Annotated in this window: 16 protein-coding genes; 7 read left to right on the forward strand and 9 right to left on the reverse strand. The window is 72.9% G+C overall.

What is annotated here, in order from left to right:
* Positions 1 to 75: 75 nt before the first annotated feature.
* Positions 76 to 672, reverse strand: a complete 597-nt coding sequence (locus ACF061_RS11465) for a TetR/AcrR family transcriptional regulator (protein WP_392266602.1) — start codon at positions 670 to 672, stop codon at positions 76 to 78.
* A gap of 148 nt (positions 673 to 820) precedes the next feature.
* Here ACF061_RS11465 and ACF061_RS11470 point away from each other — a divergent pair, with 148 nt between their 5' ends.
* Positions 821 to 2,422 carry an MDR family MFS transporter gene (locus ACF061_RS11470; protein ID WP_392266603.1) on the forward strand — a complete coding sequence of 534 codons (1,602 nt, stop codon included), beginning with the start codon at positions 821 to 823 and terminating at the stop codon, positions 2,420 to 2,422.
* A gap of 180 nt (positions 2,423 to 2,602) precedes the next feature.
* Here ACF061_RS11470 and cseC read toward each other — a convergent pair whose 3' ends face one another.
* The 5 genes from cseC to ACF061_RS11495 all read right to left on the reverse strand — a co-directional run bounded on the left by cseC (position 2,603) and on the right by ACF061_RS11495 (position 7,525).
* Entirely contained in the window at positions 2,603 to 3,961 is a 1,359-nt protein-coding gene (cseC, locus tag ACF061_RS11475; RefSeq protein ID WP_392266604.1) for a two-component system sensor histidine kinase CseC, read from the reverse strand.
* Positions 3,962 to 3,972: 11 nt separating this feature from the next.
* Entirely contained in the window at positions 3,973 to 4,674 is a 702-nt protein-coding gene (gene cseB, locus ACF061_RS11480) for a two-component system response regulator CseB (protein ID WP_392266605.1), read from the reverse strand.
* Positions 4,675 to 4,874: 200 nt separating this feature from the next.
* Positions 4,875 to 5,561, reverse strand: coding sequence for a hypothetical protein (locus ACF061_RS11485; protein WP_392266606.1), 687 nt, complete (start codon positions 5,559 to 5,561; stop codon positions 4,875 to 4,877).
* Complete coding sequence (locus ACF061_RS11490; RefSeq protein WP_392266607.1) at positions 5,549 to 6,088, reverse strand: SigE family RNA polymerase sigma factor; 540 nt, start codon at positions 6,086 to 6,088, stop codon at positions 5,549 to 5,551. Before ACF061_RS11490 ends, ACF061_RS11485 begins: the two co-directional genes overlap by 13 nt.
* A 474-nt stretch (positions 6,089 to 6,562) precedes the next feature.
* On the reverse strand, positions 6,563 to 7,525 hold the full coding sequence (locus ACF061_RS11495) for an A/G-specific adenine glycosylase (protein WP_392266608.1): 963 nt from the start codon (positions 7,523 to 7,525) through the stop codon (positions 6,563 to 6,565).
* A 695-nt stretch (positions 7,526 to 8,220) separates the two neighbouring features.
* Here ACF061_RS11495 and ACF061_RS11500 point away from each other — a divergent pair.
* Positions 8,221 to 9,051, forward strand: coding sequence for a hypothetical protein (locus tag ACF061_RS11500; RefSeq protein ID WP_392266609.1), 831 nt, complete (start codon positions 8,221 to 8,223; stop codon positions 9,049 to 9,051).
* Positions 9,052 to 9,267: 216 nt separating this feature from the next.
* Here the strand turns inward: ACF061_RS11500 and disA are convergent, their stop codons facing one another.
* Complete coding sequence (gene disA / locus ACF061_RS11505; RefSeq protein WP_392266610.1) at positions 9,268 to 10,392, reverse strand: DNA integrity scanning diadenylate cyclase DisA; 1,125 nt, start codon at positions 10,390 to 10,392, stop codon at positions 9,268 to 9,270.
* Positions 10,393 to 10,474: 82 nt separating this feature from the next.
* Entirely contained in the window at positions 10,475 to 11,884 is a 1,410-nt protein-coding gene (radA, locus tag ACF061_RS11510) for a DNA repair protein RadA (RefSeq protein WP_392266611.1), read from the reverse strand.
* A 198-nt stretch (positions 11,885 to 12,082) separates the two neighbouring features.
* On the opposite strand from radA, the gene ACF061_RS11515 reads away from it, so the two are divergent.
* Positions 12,083 to 13,885: a hypothetical protein gene (locus ACF061_RS11515; RefSeq protein ID WP_392266612.1), complete on the forward strand. Its 1,803-nt coding sequence runs from the start codon at positions 12,083 to 12,085 to the stop codon at positions 13,883 to 13,885.
* A 359-nt stretch (positions 13,886 to 14,244) separates the two neighbouring features.
* On the opposite strand, the gene ACF061_RS11520 is transcribed toward ACF061_RS11515, so the two are convergent.
* Positions 14,245 to 15,090, reverse strand: a complete 846-nt coding sequence (locus tag ACF061_RS11520) for a hypothetical protein (RefSeq protein ID WP_392266613.1) — start codon at positions 15,088 to 15,090, stop codon at positions 14,245 to 14,247.
* A gap of 95 nt (positions 15,091 to 15,185) precedes the next feature.
* Here ACF061_RS11520 and ACF061_RS11525 point away from each other — a divergent pair, with 95 nt between their 5' ends.
* The 4 genes from ACF061_RS11525 to ilvD all read left to right on the forward strand — a co-directional run bounded on the left by ACF061_RS11525 (position 15,186) and on the right by ilvD (position 20,149).
* On the forward strand, positions 15,186 to 16,118 hold the full coding sequence (locus ACF061_RS11525; RefSeq protein ID WP_392266614.1) for a Ppx/GppA family phosphatase: 933 nt from the start codon (positions 15,186 to 15,188) through the stop codon (positions 16,116 to 16,118).
* A 383-nt stretch (positions 16,119 to 16,501) separates the two neighbouring features.
* Entirely contained in the window at positions 16,502 to 17,329 is an 828-nt protein-coding gene (locus ACF061_RS11530) for a sugar phosphate isomerase/epimerase family protein (RefSeq protein WP_392266615.1), read from the forward strand.
* Entirely contained in the window at positions 17,326 to 17,931 is a 606-nt protein-coding gene (locus ACF061_RS11535; RefSeq protein WP_392266616.1) for a TetR family transcriptional regulator, read from the forward strand. The genes ACF061_RS11530 and ACF061_RS11535 overlap by 4 nt, the downstream gene beginning before the upstream one ends.
* Before the next feature lie 364 nt (positions 17,932 to 18,295).
* Complete coding sequence (gene ilvD, locus ACF061_RS11540; protein ID WP_392266617.1) at positions 18,296 to 20,149, forward strand: dihydroxy-acid dehydratase; 1,854 nt, start codon at positions 18,296 to 18,298, stop codon at positions 20,147 to 20,149.
* The last annotated feature ends 13 nt before the right edge of the window (positions 20,150 to 20,162 follow it).

Consider the following 20,162-nt stretch of genomic DNA (forward strand, 5'->3'; position numbering starts at 1 on the left):
GCTGAACGTTTCTCCACACCGCCGCCCGCTGATCTCGGCAGGGCGGCGGTGCGGCGTTCCGGGAAGCGGTGCGCCTCAGGACCCGTGCGCCCCCCGGTGGGCCTGGGTCACCAGATCGATGGCGACCTCGAGGACGGCCTTGCGCTTGTCGTCGGGGTCGCCTTCGAGGTCCCGCATGACGAACATGCCCGCGTGCAGCGTGAACAGGGCGCTGATGCACCTCACCTGGTCCGTCAGGCTCGCCTCCGGATCGATGATGATGTCCCGCAGATGGGTCATCCGGTCCTTGAAGGTGTCGCCGATGCGCAGCTCGCGCACCGTCGCCTGGTTCTCCTGCATGAAGCGGAAGAGGGGCGCGGCCCCGCTGAGCGCCTCGCCGTACCGGCGGACGATCTCCTGTTTGGTCTCCAGGGTGTGGGGCTGCTCCCGGCCCCACTCGATCAGCTCCTCGATCGGCTGCGTCAGGTCCCCGAAGACGCTGACGAGGATCTCTTCCTTCGTCTTGAAGTGGTAGTAGAGCGCCGCCTTGGTGACGTCCAGGCGCTCGGCGATCTCGCGCAGGGAGGTCTTCTCGTAGCCCTGCTCCGCGAAGAGTTCGAGGGCCACGTCCTGGATGCGCTGGCGGGTGTTTCCGCGGCGCTGTTGCCTGCTGCCGTCCATCGTGCCGCCCATCCTCGTACTCCTCGCACTCCCTGAGAACCTGCCTGCCGGCCGGTCGACGGAAACTTACTTGACGCCCGGCTAGTAAACCTCTACCTTCCGGAGTGTAGTGACTTGCCGGTCGGCAAGTAAGTAGGCGCAACTGGGGGAGTGGGATCGCATGGCGGACGCACCGATAGCCGGGACCGACACCGGGCAGGCGGACAAACAGCCCAGGAGTGTGCGGGTCGTCCTGCTCGCGCTCATGATCGCGATGATGCTCGCGATGCTCGACAACATGATCGTGGGCACCGCGATGCCGACGATCGTCGGCGAGCTCGGCGGCCTCCAGCACCTGTCCTGGGTGGTGACCGCGTACACCCTGGCCACCGCCGCGGCGACCCCGCTGTGGGGCAAGCTCGGTGACATGTACGGGCGCAAGGGCGCCTTCATGACCTCCATCGTTCTCTTCCTGCTCGGCTCCGCGCTCAGCGGCATGGCGCAGGACATGGGCCAGCTGATCGGCTTCCGCGCGGTGCAGGGCCTGGGTGCCGGCGGCCTGATGGTCGGCGTGATGGCCATCATCGGCGACCTGATCCCGCCCCGGGAGCGGGGCAAGTACCAGGGCATGATGGCCGGCGTCATGGCGCTGGCGATGATCGGCGGCCCCCTGGTCGGCGGCACCATCACCGACAACTGGGGCTGGCGCTGGGCCTTCTACATCAACCTGCCGCTCGGCGCGGTGGCGCTCGTCGCGATCAGCGTCGTACTGCACCTGCCGAAGAAGCGCTCGCAGGCGCGGGTCGACTACCTGGGCGCGGCGCTGCTCACCCTCGGCATCAGCTCCATCGTGCTCGTCACCACCTGGGGCGGCTCGGAGTACGCCTGGACCTCCGCGCGGATCATGGAGCTGACCGCGATCGGCGTGGTCGCGCTGGTCGGGTTCGTCTTCTGGCAGACCAGGGCCGCCGAGCCGATCGTGCCGCTGCACATCTTCCGCAGCCGCAACTTCACCCTGATGTCGCTGATCGGCTTCATCACCGGCTTCGTGATGTTCGGCGCCGTGCTCTTCCTCCCGCTGTACCAGCAGTCGGTGCAGGGCGCGTCCGCGACCAACTCCGGACTGCTGCTCCTGCCCATGCTCGGCGCGATGCTGGTCGTGTCGATGATCGCGGGCCGGGTCACCACCAACAGCGGCCGGTACAAGATCTTCCCGGTCGTCGGCAGCGTCCTGATGGTCGTGGGCCTGTACCTGCTCTCCATGATGGACACGGGCACCACCCGGTTCACCTCCGGCCTCTACATGGCCGTCCTGGGCGCGGGCATGGGCTGTCTGATGCAGATCACCATGCTGGTCGCGCAGAACAGCGTGGAGATGAAGGACATGGGCGTGGCCTCCTCGTCCACCACCCTCTTCCGTACCCTCGGCTCGTCCTTCGGCGTGGCGATCATGGGCGCGCTGTTCAACAACCGGGTGCAGCACGTCATGGCCGAGCGGGCCGGCGCGCTGGGCTCCAAGATGACGGAGAAGTCCGCACAGCTGGACGCCAAGAGCCTGGAGAAGCTGCCCGCGGTGGCCCGGGAGGCGTACCAGCACGCGGTGTCCTCCGGCACGCACTCGGCGTTCCTGCTGGGTTCCGTGGTCGGCGTCCTCGCGCTGGTCGCGGCGGTGTTCGTCAAGGAGGTGCCGCTGAAGGGCGCCGGCCCCGCCGCGGCGAAGCCCGAGGGGGACGACGGGGCGAGCGGCGCCGCCGCCCGTGAGGGGCTCGCGGAGGCGGTCTGAGTCCCCGGGGAGCCGGGAGGGCCCACCCGGACCGGGGGAGCCCCGGGAAACCCCGCGGAGCCCGCCGCAGTGGACAAGGCCCCCGGCCGTCGCCGGGGGCCTTCGTCATAGGCCGGCGCCTGCGCCGGCCCGGGACGGCGGCCGGGCCGACCGGGTTCGCCGGGCCGTCCCGGGCCGGGGTCACTCCTCCTGCTGCGGCAGCATCGGGTAGCTGCCCGTGTTCGTCGGCGCGTGCTCGGGCAGCCACAGCACGGCGACCGCGCCCTCGGCGGGGACGTGCTCGGGGGCGCCCGCGGGGCGCACGTTGCGGAAGGTCAGCCGGGCGCCGAGGACGCGGGCCTGACCGGCGGCGATGGTCAGGCCGAGGCCGTGACCGTGCCCGGCGCGGTCCGCGCTGCCGGTGCGGAAGCGGCTCGGCCCCTCGGCGAGCAGGTTCTCCGGGAAGCCGGGACCGTGGTCCCGGACCCGGATGACCCGCCCCTCGACGGTCACCTCGATCGGCGGCCTGCCGTGCCGGGCGGCGTTGGCGAGCAGGTTGAACAGCACCCGTTCCAGGCGCCGCGGATCGGTGGTGACCATCGACTCGTGCACCACCCGCACCTCGATGTCCGGGTCCTTCGCCGCCACCCGCCGGGCGACGAACTCGCCGAGCACGATGTCCTGGAGCTCGGCCCGTTCCGAGGCGCTGTCGAGCCGGGCGACCTCCAGCACGTCCTCCACCAGCGTGCGCATGGCCTTCGCCCGGTCCAGGACCAGCTCGGTGGGACGACCGGGGGGCAGCAGTTCGGCGGCCGTCAGCAGTCCGGTCACCGGGGTGCGCAGTTCGTGCGCGATGTCGGCGGTGACGCGCCGCTCCGCCTCCAGACGCTGCTGCAGCGCGTCCGCCATCGCGTCCACCGCGCGCGCGAGATCGTCGGTCTCGTCGCGTACGACACCGCCGATGGCGTCCCGGACCCGTACGTCCGGCTCGCCCTTGGCGACCTGGTTCGCGGCGGCCGCCGCCTTGCGCAGCCGGCCGGAGAGCTGCCCGCCGATGAGCACGCCGAGCGCGCTGCCGCCCAGCACGACCGCGATCGAGCCGATCACCAGGGCCTGGTCGAGGTCCCTGAGGATGTTCGCGCTGCGGTCGGTGAAGTGCGTGTGCAGGGAGAGCACGTGCCCGCCCTTGATCGGCATGGCCGCCCAGATGTCCGGTACGCCGCCGCGGTGGTCGGTGACGTAGGTGGCCCGCCGGCCGTCCTGCACCTTCCGTTGCAGCACGGGCGGCAGCATCGGGTCGTCGACCTTGAAGATCGAGGAGGCCGGCCGCCGGCCGGGGCGCTCGTAGAGCGGCTGGGCGTCCACCAGACGCTGGTCCGCCAGGTCGCGCGCGTTGTCCAGCATCGACACCCGGGCGGCGTCGTGCACGACCAGGCTCAGCGCGATCGCCACCAGGGCGCCGACCAGAGCGATCGCCGCGCTGAGCTTCCACCGCAGACCCGTATGGATGCCGGCCCGCTCCAGGCGCTCGGGGAGCAGGCGTCGTGTGATCCCCCGCATGGCCCGCCCGCTCAGGCCTTCAGCTTGTAGCCGAAGCCGCGGACCGTCTCGATCCGGTCCTGGCCGATCTTCGCGCGCAGCCGCTGCACATGGACGTCGACGACCCGGGTGTCACCGCCCCAGCCGTAGTCCCACACGCGCTCCAGGAGCTTGTCCCGGGACAGCACCGTGCCCGGCGCGGAGGAGAACTCCAGGAGCAGGCGCATCTCGGTCGGGGTGAGCGCCACCGGCCGGCCGGCCCGGCGCACCTCCATGCCGTCGGTGTCGACCTCCAGGTCGCCGAAGGTCAGCACCCCGCCGGCCACCTCGGCGGAGTCCGCCTCGGCCCGGGCGCCGCCCGCGTGCCCGAAGCGGCGCAGCACCGCGCGGATCCGGGCGACCAGGACGGCGCCGTCGAAGGGCTTGGTCACGTAGTCGTCGGCGCCCGCCTCCAGGCCCAGGACGACGTCGATGGAGTCCGCGCGCGCCGACAGCATGATCACCGGGACCGTGGACTCGTCGCGGATGCGGCGGCACAGACTGACGCCGTCCAGTCCGGGGACCATGACGTCCAGCAGCGCGATGTCGGGCCGGTCCGCCCGGAACGCCTCCAGGCCCGACAGGCCGTCGGGCATCGCCGTGACCGCGAAGCCGTCCCGCTCCAGGGCGAGCTGCGTGGCCTCGCGGATGACATCGTCGTCCTCGACGAACAGGACGTGGGTCTGCTCTGCCATCCCGGTGCTCTCAGTCCTCTGTGCTTCGAATGGTGCGCTCACTGGTGTGGACGCCTCCGGCCCGCTCCGCGTTCACCCCGGACGCGTGCGTGCCCGTCGTGCCCGGACGCGACGGTGTGTCGATCGCGCCTTCACCGGGAGATCGGATCGGCGGGCCAGATCGGTTCACGCCGGTTCACGACACCGGCATTCTCTCGTGGTCAGTTGTCCGGCTCCGGGGCCGGCGCCTTCGTCGCGCCCCCACCGACGGCCTTGCTGTACTCGTTGCGCGTGCTGAACGCCTCGGCGAACCGGGTCCCTTTCCAGCGGTAGGTGATCACGTCCTCGCCGGACGGGTTCGACACCGGGTCGTCCTTCTCGTACACCTGCTTGGTCACCACCAGGTCGCCGCGGTCGATCTCGGCGTAGACCGGCGGCTCCTCGCTCGCGAACACGTTCTCGTACCGGCTGCCCCGCTCGCGGTACACGTACGCGCCCATACCGATCGCGTCTCCGCAGGTCAGCACGTTGACCACGATGTCGTCGGCGGGGCCTCCGGTCAGCTTGCCGTAGGACACGTCGACCGGGTACTCGTCGGCCGAGCACGGCTTGAGCCCGCGCTTCACCGTGGCCGAGACCTTCGGGTCGTCCTGGATGAGCCGGACCGCGTTCACCGCCGGCTGCGGCGAGTCGCTGGGGACCGGCGAGGCGGAGGCGACGGCGCCCGCCACCGAGCTGCCGGCGTGGGCCGGTCCCTCGTCGCGGGTGCCCGTGCCGCTCGTGCCGCAGGCGGACACCAAAAGGGCGAGGGCGGCGAGCACGGCAACCGCCGTGAACGCCGCCTGAAAGGTTCTCCGAGCCTCACTGGGCTCGGGATCGACACCGGCCCCGCCGGTCAGGCCGCGCAACGCTCCCGCTCCTCACGCTCCAGCGCGCGTGCGTCCAGATCGCGGGCCTCCAGCTCCTCGCGGAGCCGGGCGAGCGCCCGGTGCAGCGTGCTCTTGACCGTTCCCGCGGACATGCCGAGGGCCGCGGCCGTCTCCTCCGTGGACATCTGCTCCCAGTGTCGCAGCACGACGACGCTGCGCTGCTTGGGAGCGAGAACTTTCATGATGTCCATGAGGAGCGCGCGGTCGGCGTGCTGCTCGGTGGAGTCCTCGACGCACGCCTCCGGGAGCTGCTCGGTCGGGACCTCCTCCAGCTTCCGGGCCCGCCACCACTCCGTACGCGTGTTGATCATCACGCGGCGCAGGTAGGCGTCGGCGAGCCGCTTGTCGGCGATGCCGTCCCAGCGCCCGTACGTCCGGACGAGCGCCGTCTGGAGCAGGTCCTGGGCGTCGACCGGGTCCGGCACCAGCCGGCGTGCACTGCGCAGCAGCGCGTCCTGCCGGGTACGCACGTACTCCTCGAACTCGAGCACCTCGCCCTGCGCCATGATCAACCGCCTCCGCTCCCCGTTGTGCGGCCCGTCATCCGCCGCAGACAAAGCTGTTGTGCGGACGGGCTGTGGTCAGCAGCCGTCCGGTGCCTGTCGGGCACGCAAATGAAGGTACGGAGGGGTTGTCACGGCGTTGTCCGAAGCAGCCTGCGGCCAGCCCTCGGCTGTGCGTCGGTTGTGTAACGGACGTCGGAACGGGGTAAAGGGGCGGCCCGATTAGTCCGCTTTAAGCCCTTTTGTACCGTCAGTTGGTGTGTCTGCCTGTGACATGAGCACCCGTCACGCCGTCCGAAGCTGTCATCCGGCTGTGGGGTGACCGGGTGTCAGACGACGCGTCGGGTGCGGTTGCCGGTGTGCGCCGCGACGGGCGCCGGACGCCGGCGGCGAGGCGCCTGCCGACAGTCGGCAGACGACAGGCGCCTGCCGACAGCCGCCTGCCGACAGGCGGCAGGTGACGGGTGGCCGGGCGGGTCAGGTCAGCGGCAGCCGGTACAGGCCGCCCGCCAGCGGCTCCACCAGACCGTCGGCGACGAGCCCGTCCAGGGCGCGGGCCCGCTGGACCGGTTCGTGCCACACCCGGTCCAGCACCGCCTGGGGAACCGGCGTGTGGGCTTCCCGCAGCACGGCGAGGAGCTTGCCGCGCACCTGCCGGTCCGTGCCGGCGTACGTCTGTCCCCGGCGCGGCGGGCCGTCGTGCGCGGGCTTGCCCGCGAGGCGCCAGGCGCAGTGCGCGGCGATCGGGCAGTGGTGGCACGACTCGTTCTTCGCCGTGCACACCAGCGCGCCGAGTTCCATGGAGGCGGCGGCCCAGCGGGCCGCGGTCCCCTCGTCCTCGGGCAGCAGGGTGCGGGCCAGGCGGCGTTCGGCCGCTGTGGTGGCGTTCGGCGGGTACTGCACACCTGTGACCGCGCGCGCGAGGACGCGGCGGACGTTGGTGTCGAGGACGGCGTGCCGCTGTCCGTACGCGAAGGAGGCGACCGCCGCCGCCGTGTACTCGCCGATGCCGGGCAGGGCGAGCAGCTGCGAGTGCTCGGTCGGTACGTCGCCGCCGTGCCGTTCCGTTATGGCGACCGCGGCGCCGTGCAGGCGCAGGGCGCGGCGCGGATAGCCGAGCCGGCCCCAGGCGCGGACGGCCTCGCCCGGCGCCTCCTTGGCGAGGTCGGCGGGGCGCGGCCAGCGCTCGAGCCACTGCTCGTAGACGGGCAGCACGCGGTTGACCGGCGTCTGCTGCAGCATGAACTCGCTGACCATCACGCCCCAGGCGCCGGCGTCGGCGCGCCGCCAGGGCAGGTCACGGGCGTTGCCGTCGAACCAGGTGATGACCTGCGAGTGCAGGGTCTCGCCGAGCGGGGCGCCGGAGGCGTCGGTGGCCGCGCCGGTGGCGGAGGCCGGGGCTGTGGGGCTGCTGTGCGGGGGCAGTGTGGGCGCAGTCATGACGCTTCCGATCCTGCCACGTGACGGCACCGGCCCGCGTGAGGTGACACCGGGCGGTGGGTCGCCGCCGCCCGGTGGGACGGACGGCGCGTACGCCGCGGACGGGAAGCGCGGGCGGGAGGACGGTCCGGGTGATGGGTCGGGCTCGGGGCCGGGACGGGAGACCGGGTGCCGGGGCCGGGCGCGGGGCCGGGGTGGAACACCGGGTGGTGGGGCCGGGCGGCGGACCCGGACGACGCGGCGGTGCTCCGTGGCCGCGCGCCTCGTGTTCCGCCCCCGCTCTCCGTTCGTGTTCCGCGCATGCGGGTCGGGGCCGCGGGCGGGGCCGTCACACCGGCGTCGCCCACCCCGCACCCGACGCCCCCGGGCCTGTGCCCCGTCGTCCCGCAGTCCCGTCGTCCCGCGGTCCCGTCGTCCCGCGGTCCCGCCGTGCGGCTCGTCCGAGGGACGCTGCCGAAGGGGTACCTGCCCCGATGGCCGGGCAGGGCTGCTCGGGACCCGGCGTGACCGTACTGACGAGCCGTCACGGAGCGTCAGTGACAGGCTGTTTCCGTCACGCCCGGCGACCGTTGGACAGAGGATCCGGCGAACGCCCATGGGAGAGGGGCGGCTTCCGTGATGATGATCCGGAAAAGTTGTCACCGACGCGGCGGGTGGGGCGGGGGAAGTCGGCGATCTCTCGTACAGTTTGGGCCGTGGGATCTCTGCGCAATCCGATCGGGCCGCTTCCCGCCTCCATCTACTGGCGACGGCGGGTCCTCATGCTGTCCGGACTCGCCCTGCTGGCCCTGCTGATCCTCTGGCTCGTCACATCGGGCGGCGGAGGCGGGCACAAGGACAACGGCGGCGCGCCCGACGGCAAGAATCCCTCCCCCTCCACCATCACGCCGGGGCCCTCCGAATCCGGCCCGGCGATCACCCAACACCCGGGCGGGCGCGACGAGTCCAGCGGCGGCGACTCCACCGGGTCGGGTTCCGGATCGGGTGCGGGTTCGGGCGGCGACGGCTCCGGAGGTCCGGAAGGAACGGGCGGCTCGGCCGGGAGCGGGTCCGGCGGGAGCCCGGACGGCGGCGCCAAGGGCGGTGGCGGCGCGGGCGCCGCGTTGCCGGCCGGCACCACGCTGCCCGACTGCACAGCAGGCAACGTCAAGTTGAGCCTGCGCAGTGTGCGCAACTCCTACGCCCCCGGTGAGACGCCCACCTTCGAACTGATCGCGAAGAGCTCCGCCGGCAGTGACTGCAAGGTCGACCTCGGCCCCAAGTCGGCTGTGGTGACGGTCAGTCAGGCCAACAGCAGTGACGACTACTGGTCGTCCGCCGACTGCCCGAAGACGGCCGGGAGCCTGCTGTACCGCGTGCCGGCGGGCAGCGGCATCACCTACACGGTGCGGTGGGACCGCAAGCCGAGCGCCCGGCAGTGCGCCACGCCTCCGGCGGGCTCGGCCGCGGCGGGCACGTACCTGGTGGAGGCGAAGGTGCCGGGATACGGCAAGCTCCAGACGTCGTTCGTGCTGTCGGCGGACTAGTCCGCGGCAGGCGACGTTCACCGTCGAGGAACGGCGTCCGGTGCCTGATCCCCGGGGGCGCTCCCCGCTCGAAGAGCTCGGGCAGGCGTGCCGGGCGTCGCCACGGGGCGAACGCTGCCCGTTGCGGCACCAGGTGTCCCGTTCCGGAGCGCGCCGGACCAGGAGCGGCACGGGGACAGGGCCCAGGAAGGCACGGGGCTCGGCCGGGGTCGGCCGTCAGACGTACCGTTCGAGGATCGACGACTCCGCCAGCCGGGAGAGCCCCTCGCGTACGCTCCGCGCCCGGGCCTCGCCCACGCCGTCCACCGTCTGGAGGTCGTCGACACTGGCCGCGAGGAGCTTCTGCAGACCGCCGAAGTGCTCGACCAGCCGGTCGATGATCGCGCCGGGCAGTCGCGGGACCTTGGCCAGCAGCCGGAAACCGCGCGGGGAGACCGCCGAGTCGAGGGTCTCGGGCGAGCCGGTGTAGCCCAGGGCGCGGGCGACGGTGGACATCTCGAGCAGTTCGGCGTGGGAGAGCTTGTCGAGTTCGGCGAGCGCCTCGTCGACCGTGCGGGAGCGCTTCGCCGTGGGCTCGGGGACGTAGTCCCGCACGACCAGTTCGCGTTCGGGCTCGACGCCCGCGATCAACTCGTCCAGTTGGAGGGCCAGGAGGCGCCCGTCGGTACCCAGCTCCACCACGTACTCGGCGATCTCGGTGGCGATGCGGCGCACCATCTCCAGGCGCTGCGAGACCGCCGAGACGTCCCGGACCGTCACCAGGTCCTCGATCTCCAGCGCCGACAGCGTGCCCGCCACCTCGTCCAGGCGGAGCTTGTACCGCTCCAGAGTGGCCAGGGCCTGGTTGGCGCGGGAGAGGATCGCCGCGGAGTCCTCCAGGACGCGGCGCTGGCCGTCGACGTACAGGGCGATCAGACGCATGGACTGCGACACCGAGACCACCGGGAAGCCGACCTGCTTGCTGACCCGGTCCGCCGTGCGGTGCCGGGTGCCGGTCTCCTCCGTGGGAATCGTCGCGTCGGGCACGAACTGCACGCCGGCCCGCAGGATCTTCGACAGGTCCGAGGAGAGCACGATGCCGCCGTCCAGCTTGCACAGCTCCCGCAGGCGGGTCGCCGTGAACTCGACGTCCAGGACGAAGCCGCCCGTGCACATCGTCTCGACCGTCTTGTCGGAGCCGAGCACGATCAGGCCGCCGGTGTTGCCGCGGAGCACCCGCTCCAGGCCGTCCCGCAGTCCCGTGCCGGGCGCCACGGCGCTCAGCGAGGCGCGCATGAGGCCATCGGCGCCGGAACTCCCACCGGACTTTCCGGGAGCTGCTGCCCGGTCGTTGGCTGCCACTGCACTCCTCCGGTCGCGGGTTCTTCAGGCGCTCCCGTTTCGCACACACGGTTCGTACGGACGGGCGAGACCAGGGCAAAGTCTACCGGCGGTCCTCCTGCTCCCGTGGGGCCTCTCGGCGACGGGAGCGCGGCAGCACCCGCAGCGCGTCCCCTATGTCGGCCACTTCCAGGACCTTCATCCCCGCGGGCACCTTGCCGGGATCGCCCGGTACGAGCGCGTGCGTGAAGCCCAGGCGGTGGGCCTCGGCCAGCCGCCGCTGGACGCCCGTGACCCGCCTGACCTCGCCCGCCAGACCCACCTCGCCGATCGCGACGAGGTTCTTGGGCAGCGGGGTGTCGCTCGCGGCCGACGCCAGGGCGAGGGCGACCGCGAGGTCGGCGGCCGGCTCGGACAGCTTCACGCCGCCGACCGTCGCCGAGTAGATGTCCCGCTTGCCCAGCGCGCTGATCCGGCCCCGCTGCTCCAGCACGGCCAGCATCATCGAGACGCGGGAGGTCTCGAGACCCGACGTCGTACGGCGCGGGGAGGGGATCTGGGAGTCGACGGTGAGCGCCTGGACCTCGGCGACCAGGGGGCGGCGGCCCTCCAGGGTGACGGTCAGGCAGGTGCCGGGCACCGGTTCGGCGCGCCGGGTCAGGAACAGGCCGCTGGGGTCGGCCAGGCCAGTGATGCCCTCGTCGTGCAGCTCGAAGCAGCCGACCTCGTCCGTCGCGCCGTAGCGGTTCTTGACGCCGCGGACCAGGCGCAGGCGCGCGTGCCGGTCGCCCTCGAAGTGGAGCACCACGTCCACGAGGTGCTCCAGCAGGCGCGGGCCGGCGATGGCGCCGTCCTTGGTGACGTGGCCCACGAGGAGCGTGGACATGCCGCGCTCCTTGGAGGCGCGGATCAGCGCGCCCGCGACCTCCCGCACCTGTGCCATCCCGCCGGGCGCGCCGTCGATCTCGGGGGAGGCGACCGTCTGCACCGAGTCGAGGATGAGCAGCGAGGGCTTCACCGCGTCCAAGTGGCCGAGGACGGCGGCCAGATCCGTCTCGGCGGCGAGGTACAGGTGGTCGTCGATGGCGCCGATGCGGTCGGCCCGCAACCGGACCTGGCTCGCGGACTCCTCGCCCGTGACGTACAGCGTGCGGTGCTCGTCGTCGGCCGCCTTCGCGGCCACGTCCAGCAGCAGCGTGGACTTGCCGACCCCGGGTTCGCCCGCGAGCAGGACGACGGCGCCGGGGACCAGTCCGCCGCCCAGGACCCGGTCGAGCTCGGGCACGCCGGTGGAGCGGGCGGTGGCCTGTCGGCCGTCGACCTGGCCGATGGGCAGGGCCGAGCTGGTGACCCGGCCCGGCGCCGTCGTGCGGACGGCAGGCGCGCCGTACTCCTCGACGGTGCCCCAGGCCTGGCACTCGGGGCAGCGACCGAGCCACTTGGCCGTCTGCCAGCCGCATTCCGTGCAGCGGTAGGACGGGCGGTCCTTGGTGGTCTTCGTACGGGCAGCCATGGGGGAAACCGTAACCGCCGCCACTGACAACCCCGCCCACTGTATTCGAACGCATTTCGAACGGCGGGTGCGGGGAAGAGGTCCGTCCGTCGGCGGAATGGCTCCGTCCTCTTTTGATGGATCGTTTCACCCGTACGGATTAAAAGTGCGCAACAGGGAAGAACGGACGAACCTCCGCCGCATACGGTCGCACGGGTGATGAGCAGCAGTCCGGAGACCACGACCCGCACGACCGGTGCGCACCGGGCGGACCGGGCAGACCGCGAGGCGCGCGACCGCGCCGCCGCGCGCACGCTGGCGGAGCGCCCGCCGGCCCGCTACGAGCCGTATCTCGACGGCCTGTTCACCTACTGCCTGTCCGTGCTGTGCGACCACGACGCGGCGACGGCGGCCCTCGGGGAAGCGCTGGCATGCGCCGAGCGGCGCGGGCAGCGCGGCCCGGACGACGCGGCGCTGCGCAGGGCCTGGCTCTACGCCCTGGCCCGCTGGGCGTGCCTGCGCAAGCTGTCCGCGGCCAGGCAGCGGCGCCAGGGCACCCACGCCGCCGACCGCCACGGCAGTGGCCGTCGCGGTGACGGCCGGCCCGGTGACGGTCGTCGCGTGGACGACCGGCGAGGGCCGGGCGGCGCGCCGGTCCCACCTGGCGCACAGCTCCCGTCCGCCTCACCGGCACCGCCGGTTCCGGAGGAGATCCAGGAGGAACGGCGGCGCGAACTCACCCTGCTGGCTTGGCCCGAGGCCGCCGGCACCACCCCGGAACAGCGTGAGGCCCTCGAACTCGCGGTACGCCACCGCCTGGCCGGCCACGAGGTCGCCGCGGTACTCGGCCTGAGCCTCGCCGCCGCACGCGAGCTGCTGGCCTCCGCCGCCTGCGAGGTGGAACGCACCCGCGCGGCGCTCGCCGTCGTCGAGGCCGGCGGCTGCCCGGGGGTGGCCGTGCTCGCCGGCGACAGCGGGTTCGTGCTCGGCACGGCGCTGCGGCGCGAACTCGTCCGGCACGTCGACGACTGTCCGCGCTGCCGCCGCACCGCGCAGCGCGCGGTTCCCGGCCGGTGGCCCGGCGCCTCGGTCACCCCGGCCGAACTGCCCGTCCTGCGGGCGCCCCGCGCCGCCGTGCACCTCGCCATGACGCTCCACCCGCGCGCGCGGGGCGCCGCCCCGCGGTTCGACCGGCGCGGCTTCCCGACGGACCCCAAGGACCGCGCCGCGCGCCGGGACCGGCTGCGCGCGCGTGCCATCACGACGACGGTCGTCGCCACCGTGGTTGCCGCTCCCGTGCTGGCACTGTGGGCCGCCTACCGGGGCACCCCGACCGGCGAGGGCCAGGCCGGTCCGTCCGCCACCGCGCGCGAGGGGGGCGAGCCGGGCGCCCTGGCCGGCGGACCGCCGGGCCGCGGCTACGAGAACACCGCCAACGCCGGTCCCGGGTCCCGCCACCGCGCGAGCGCCCGGCCCGATGTCTCGGTGGCGGTCGTCGGCGCCGCCGGCACCGGGCACGAGGACGGCCACCTGACCGTGACCGCGTCGAGCGCCGACGACACCACGATCGTCACGCTGACCGCGTCCGGGCCCGCGGCGGTCCGCTGGACCGCGTCCACCGGAGCGCCCTGGCTCTACCTGAGCCGCTCCTCGGGAACCCTGAAGCCCGGTGAAACCCTGACGATCAAGGTGTACGTCGACCATCTGCGCGAGCCGTCCGGCCACTGGCGCGCACGGGTGGCGATCGCACCCGCCGGAGCCGTGATCACCATCGACGGCCACGGCACCGCACCGAGCCCCGCCGACCCGGCCCCCACCCGGCCGGCCGATCCGCCCCCGGCCGGCCACCCGCACCCGACCCCCGCTCCGCCGACGCCCACGGCCCCCTCGCAGACCCCGCCGACCGACCCGCCGACGTCCGGCCCGACCCCGGCACCGACCACTCCGACCCAGCCGTCACCGTCCGAGCCGGGCGGTTCGACCCCGCCACCGGCCGACACCGGCGCCCCGAGCCCGGAGTGATCCGGGCGAGAGGCCCCAGGCGTGTCGTCCCCCCGGCGGATCGGGTGGCAGGACGGAAGCACCGTGCCCGGGCCGGTGTCGGCCCGGCGGACAGACCGGAACACATGTGAGCCGTAGGCCCACGGGTCGGGGCGCATGCGGGTCCCAGGCCCACGGGTCGAGGCGCGTGTGAGCCGCAGATCCAACGATCGGGGCGCATACGGGTCCCAGGCCCACGGGCCGGGGCGCGTGTGAGCCGTGGAACCAGGTTCAGGGCGCGGGTCCTTGTGAGACCCAGGTCTACGGGTCAGGGCGCACGTGAGGCGCACGTCCCACACGAACCAGGGCGCACCCGGCCCGCCGACCCGTCGCCCGGCCGGTCAGGCCGGCCGGGTGGGATCCGCCGGATGCGGAGCGAGCAGCGGCAGCCGGGAGGCCAGCCGTTCCTCGCACAGCTCGACCAGGCGGTCGTAGCCGGCCTTGCCCATCAGCTCGGTCAGCTCCGCACGGTAGGAGACGTACACCGGGTCGCCCGCGCCGTGCGCCGAGGTCGCCGAGGTGCACCACCAGTGCAGGTCGTGACCGCCCGGGCCCCAGCCACGGCGGTCGTACTCGCCGATCGACACCTGGAGCACCCGGGTGTCGTCGGGGCGGTCGATCCACTCGAAGGTCCGCCGGATCGGAAGCTGCCAGCACACGTCCGGCTTGGTCTCCAGCGGCTCACGGCCCTCCCGGAGGGCCAGGATGTGCAGGGAGCAGCCCATGCCGCCGGCGAAGCCGGGCCGGTTCTGGAAGATGCACGAGCCCTGGAAGGGACGGGTCTGCCGCGACCCCTCCTCGTCCTCGGACACCCAGCCGTTCCTCGTGCCCTCGGCGTGGTTCTGCCAGATGTCCGGAGTGAGCCTGGCCACGTGCTCGGCGACCCGCCGCTCGTCGTCCTCGTCGGAGAAGTGCGCCCCCAGCGTGCAGCACCCGTCCTCGGCGCGGCCCTCCTGAATGCCCTGGCAGCCGCTCCCGAAGATGCAGTTCCAGCGGGAGGTCAGCCAGGTCAGATCGCAGCGGAAGACCTGCTCGTCGTCGGCCGGGTCCGGGAACTCCACCCACGCGCGCGCGAAGTCCAGTCCCTTCTCGTCGGGCTCCGGGCCCTTCCCGGGCCCGGCCTCCGGCTTACCGGTCTTCGCCGCGCCCGCCGATTTATCGGTCTTCGCCTTTTTCGTCTTTGGCACGCGTCCAGGGTAAGTCGCCCGGCACGTCCGCCGGGACCTCCCCGGACCGGGCGATCCAGGGGGAGCACCGCCCGGGTGGCAGTAGCGTTCCGTACATGAGACTCGGTGTCCTCGACGTGGGTTCGAACACGGTCCACCTGCTGGTGGTCGACGCGCACCCCGGTGCCCGCCCGCTGCCCGCGCACTCGCACAAGGTGGAGCTGCGCCTCGCCCAGCTCCTCGAGGAGGGCGGAGCGATCGGGTCCGAGGGCATCGACAGGCTGATCGCCGTGCTCCGGGACGCGCTCCAGGCCGCCGAGGACAAGGGCGTGGAGGACCTGCTGCCGTTCGCGACCTCCGCCGTGCGCGAGGCGGGCAACGCCGACGACGTCCTCGCCCGGGTGCGGGAGGCGACCGGTGTCGAGCTCCAGGTGCTCAGCGGCGCGGAGGAGGCCCGCCTCACCTTCCTCGCCGCCCGCCGCTGGTTCGGCTGGTCGGCGGGGAAACTGCTGGTCCTGGACATCGGCGGCGGCTCCCTGGAGGTCGCCTACGGCATCGACGAGGAACCCGACGCCGCCGTGTCGCTGCCGCTCGGCGCGGGCCGCCTCACCGCCGGCTGGCTGCCCGGCGACCCGCCCGACCCGGACGACGTCAGGGCACTGCGCCGCCACGTCCGTACGGAGATCGCGCGGACGGTCGGCGAGTTCAGCCGCTTCGGCGCCCCCGACCACGTCGTCGCCACGTCGAAGACGTTCAAGCAGCTCGCCCGCATCGCCGGGGCCGCGCGCTCCACCGAGGGCCTCTACGTGCAGCGCGAGCTCAAGCGGGAGTCCCTGGAGGCGTGGGTGCCGCGGCTGGCCGCGATGACGGCCGACGAGCGCGCCGAGCTGCCCGGCGTCTCCGACGGCCGCGCGACCCAGCTCCTGGCGGGCGCCCTGGTCGCCGAGGCCGCGATGGACCTGTTCGGCGTGGAGCGGCTGGAGATCTGCCCGTGGGCGCTGCGGGAGGGCGTGATCCTGCGGCGCCTGGACCACATGGGAACGGCCTGAGGGAGCAGCGTACGGACGGAACGACGCGGTGAGCGGCACGGACGCGGGCGCGGGAGCCGTCGACCGGTGCGGCCCGCTCCCCGCACGAGCTTCGACGAGGCGCGTGCCCCGACGAACCGGGTGTGACGAGTCACGTCCTCATGAGCCCGGTGTGACGAGTCACATCCTTTCGAGCCCGGTGTGACGAGCGAGGTGCCCCGGCGAGCCCCGATCAGCCGCGCGCCCCGGCCGGCCGTGTGACACCGACGACTCCGGCCGTCCCGCACCACCCACGGCGGAGACCGGGGACCGGCGCACGGCCGTCCCGCGCCCGCACATGGCGAAGACCACAACCGTGGGCAGGAGCCCCGCACCCGCCCACCGCACCCCGTAACCTGTCCCCCATGGCAGAGCCAGTCGCGCGCGTCCCGGATGCGAAGGTCGCCCTGTCGACGGCGTCCGTCTATCCGGAGTCGACGGCGACGGCCTTCGAGATCGCCGCGCGCCTCGGGTACGACGGAGTCGAGGTCATGGTGTGGACCGACCCCGTCAGCCAGGACATCGAAGCGCTGCGCAGACTCAGCGACTACCACGGGATACCGATCCTCGCCGTTCACGCCCCCTGTCTGCTGATCACGCAGCGGGTCTGGTCCACCGATCCCTGGACCAAGCTCCAGCGCGCCCGCGCGGCGGCCGAGAAGCTCGGCGCGAGCACGGTCGTCGTCCACCCGCCGTTCCGCTGGCAGCGCCAGTACGCCCGCGACTTCGTCACCGGAATCTGGCGGATGGCGGACGAGACCGATGTGCGGTTCGCCGTGGAGAACATGTACCCCTGGCGCTACCGCGACCGCGAGATGCTCGCCTACGCCCCCGACTGGGACGTCACCAAGGACGACTACCGCCACTTCACGATCGACCTCAGCCATGCCGCGACGGCCCGTACCGACGCGCTGAAGATGGTCGAACGCATGGGCGACCGGCTCGGTCACGTCCACCTCGCCGACGGCAAGGGCTCGGCCAAGGACGAGCACCTCGTGCCCGGCCGGGGCGGTCAGCCCTGCGCCGAACTGCTGGAACGTCTCGCCACCTCCGGTTTCGACGGGCACGTCGTCATCGAGGTCAACACCCGCCGCGCCATGTCGAGCGCGGAGCGCGAGGCCGATCTCGCCGAGGCGCTGGCGTTCACCCGGCTCCACCTGGCATCGGCGGCGGTGAAGGTGCCCCGGCGATGACCGGTGCGGCGACCCGGGGCCGCGGCCGCCCCCGGCGCACGGAGGCGGCGGACACCCGCGACCACATCCTGACCGCTGCCCGTGAGGAGTTCTCCGAGCACGGCTACGAGAAGACGTCCGTCCGCGGCATCGCCAAGGCCGCCGGGGTCGACTCGGCCCTGGTCCACCACTACTTCGGCACCAAGGAGCAGGTGTTCGAGGCGGCGATCGAGGTGGCCTTCGCACCGGCACTGAACGCGCCGGAGGCGCTGGCCGACGCCCCGCCGGACCGGGTCGGGGAGTGCCTGACCCGTGCCGTCGTCGGCGTCTGGGAGAACCCCGCCACCCGCACCCCCCTGCTGGCGATCGTCCGGTCCGCGCTGACCAACGACACCGCCGCCGCCGTCTTCCGCCGCCTGATCGCCGCCCAGCTGCTGCGCCGCATCGCCGGCCGGATCGACCTGCCGGACGCCGAGCTGCGCGCCGAACTGGCCGCCGCCCAGCTGGTGGGGTGCGCGATCCTGCGGTACGTGATCAAGGTGGAGCCGCTGGCCTCGGCGGACGTGGAGCAGATCATCGCCCGGCTGGCCCCGGTGGTGCAGGGACACCTCGCCGGCCCGTGAGCCCGTGGTGCGCCCCGACGGACGACCGCCGACGGACGACCGCCCGGGCGTCCGCACGGGTTCGGGCGGGCGCCCCGGCGACCGGCCCCCGCGCGCTCCGGAGCCGATGTGCGAGCCGGTGCGCGAAGCGCTGCGAGAGCCGCTGTGCGAACCGATGTGCGACGAGACACGCGTCCCGCATTCCGGACACGGTGTCCCGACCCCTGGATGACCGGCGTAGGCTCGACCGAGTCAGAACTCTGCCACGCCGCCACGGTCTCCCGACTCCCCGGCCCACCGGCCCTCCGATCCCGCCGGTCCGGTGTCCCGGGTCCCGGCTTCCGGCAGAACCCTCCGGCACAACTCTCCGAAGGAGCGAGCGACGATGCCCGAGCTGAGGTCCCGCACAGTCACCCACGGCCGCAACATGGCGGGCGCCCGCGCCCTTATGCGCGCCTCCGGTGTACCCGGTGCGGACATCGGCCGGAAGCCGATCATCGCCATCGCCAACAGCTTCACCGAGTTCGTGCCCGGCCACACCCACCTGCAGCCGGTCGGCCGGATCGTCAGCGAGGCGGTCCGTGAGGCGGGCGGCATCCCGCGGGAGTTCAACACCATCGCCGTCGACGACGGCATCGCGATGGGCCACGGCGGCATGCTGTACTCGCTGCCCTCGCGCGACCTGATCGCCGACAGCGTGGAGTACATGGTCGAGGCCCACTGCGCCGACGCCCTGGTGTGCATCTCCAACTGCGACAAGATCACCCCGGGCATGCTGATGGCCGCCCTGCGCCTGAACATCCCGACGGTCTTCGTCTCCGGCGGCCCCATGGAGGCCGGCCGCGCCACCCTCGTCGACGGCACCGTCCGCACCCTGGACCTGATCGACGCCATCGCCGACGCCGCCAACGACAAGATCTCGGACGAGGACATCCTCCGCATCGAGGAGAACGCCTGTCCGACCTGCGGCAGCTGTTCCGGCATGTTCACCGCCAACTCGATGAACTGCCTCACCGAGGCGATCGGCCTGTCCCTGCCCGGCAACGGCTCGGTCCTGGCCACCCACACCGCGCGCGAGCGGCTCTACGTCGACGCCGCCCGCACGGTGATGGACATCACCCGTCGTTACTACGAGCAGGACGACGACACGGTCCTGCCCCGCAACGTCGCCACCTTCGCGGCCTTCGAGAACGCCATGGCCCTCGACATCGCCATGGGCGGCTCGACCAACACGATCCTGCACCTGCTGGCGGCCGCCCAGGAGGCGGGCGTGACGTTCGGCCTGGCGGAGATCGACGCGGTCTCCCGCCGCGTGCCCTGCCTGGCCAAGGTCGCCCCGAACGTCGCCAAGGACCGCACCTACTACATGGAGGACGTGCACCGCGCCGGCGGCATCCCCGCCCTGCTCGGCGAGCTGCACCGGGCCGGCCTGCTCAACGAGGACGTGCACGCCGTGCACAGCCCTTCCCTGGCCGACTGGCTGAAGACCTGGGACGTCCGCGGCGGCTCCCCGTCCGCCGAGGCGGTCGAGCTGTGGCACGCGGCCCCCGGCTGCGTCCGCTCCGCCGAGGCGTTCTCCCAGTCCGAGCGCTGGGAGGCCCTGGACACCGACGCCGAGGGCGGCTGCATCCGCTCCCTGGAGCACGCGTACTCGAAGGACGGCGGCCTCGCGGTCCTCAGGGGCAACCTGGCGGTCGACGGCTGCGTGGTGAAGACGGCGGGCGTCGACGAGTCCATCTGGACCTTCGAGGGCCCCGCGGTCGTCTGCGAGTCGCAGGAGGAGGCCGTCCAGAAGATCCTCACCCAGCAGGTCAAGGAGGGCGACGTCGTCGTCATCCGCTACGAGGGCCCCAAGGGCGGCCCGGGCATGCAGGAGATGCTCTACCCGACCTCGTACCTCAAGGGCCGCGGCCTGGGCAAGAGCTGCGCCCTGATCACCGACGGCCGCTTCTCCGGCGGCACCTCGGGCCTGTCCATCGGCCACGCCTCCCCCGAGGCGGCCTCCGGCGGCACGATCGCGCTCGTCGAGGACGGCGACCGCATCCGCATCGACATCCCGAACCGCACCATCGAACTCCTGGTGGACGAGGCGGAACTGGCCCGCCGCGAGCAGGCCCTGAACGGCGCGTACGCCCCCAAGGGCCGCGACCGCAAGGTCTCCGCGGCCCTGCGCGCCTACGCCGCGATGGCCACCAGCGCGGACCGGGGCGCGGTGCGGGACGTCTCCAAGCTGGGCTGAGCACAGCGCCGAC

The organism is Streptomyces sp. NPDC015220, from assembly GCF_043079345.1.
Taxonomy (GTDB): Bacteria; Actinomycetota; Actinomycetes; order Streptomycetales; family Streptomycetaceae; genus Streptomyces.

Bases quoted from the DNA above. Each gene is read 5' to 3' on its own strand.
- ACF061_RS11530 (WP_392266615.1), top strand. From the start codon at position 16,502: ATGGCAGAGCCAGTCGCGCGCGTCCCGGATGCGAAGGTCGCCCTGTCG.
- ACF061_RS11470 (WP_392266603.1), top strand. From the start codon at position 821: ATGGCGGACGCACCGATAGCCGGGACCGACACCGGGCAGGCGGACAAA.
- ilvD (WP_392266617.1), top strand. From the start codon at position 18,296: ATGCCCGAGCTGAGGTCCCGCACAGTCACCCACGGCCGCAACATGGCG.
- ACF061_RS11495 (WP_392266608.1), bottom strand. From the start codon at position 7,525: ATGACTGCGCCCACACTGCCCCCGCACAGCAGCCCCACAGCCCCGGCC.
- cseC (WP_392266604.1), bottom strand. From the start codon at position 3,961: ATGCGGGGGATCACACGACGCCTGCTCCCCGAGCGCCTGGAGCGGGCC.
- ACF061_RS11490 (WP_392266607.1), bottom strand. From the start codon at position 6,088: ATGGCGCAGGGCGAGGTGCTCGAGTTCGAGGAGTACGTGCGTACCCGG.
- ACF061_RS11515 (WP_392266612.1), top strand. From the start codon at position 12,083: ATGAGCAGCAGTCCGGAGACCACGACCCGCACGACCGGTGCGCACCGG.
- cseB (WP_392266605.1), bottom strand. From the start codon at position 4,674: ATGGCAGAGCAGACCCACGTCCTGTTCGTCGAGGACGACGATGTCATC.
- ACF061_RS11535 (WP_392266616.1), top strand. From the start codon at position 17,326: ATGACCGGTGCGGCGACCCGGGGCCGCGGCCGCCCCCGGCGCACGGAG.
- ACF061_RS11525 (WP_392266614.1), top strand. From the start codon at position 15,186: ATGAGACTCGGTGTCCTCGACGTGGGTTCGAACACGGTCCACCTGCTG.
- ACF061_RS11465 (WP_392266602.1), bottom strand. From the start codon at position 672: ATGGGCGGCACGATGGACGGCAGCAGGCAACAGCGCCGCGGAAACACC.
- radA (WP_392266611.1), bottom strand. From the start codon at position 11,884: ATGGCTGCCCGTACGAAGACCACCAAGGACCGCCCGTCCTACCGCTGC.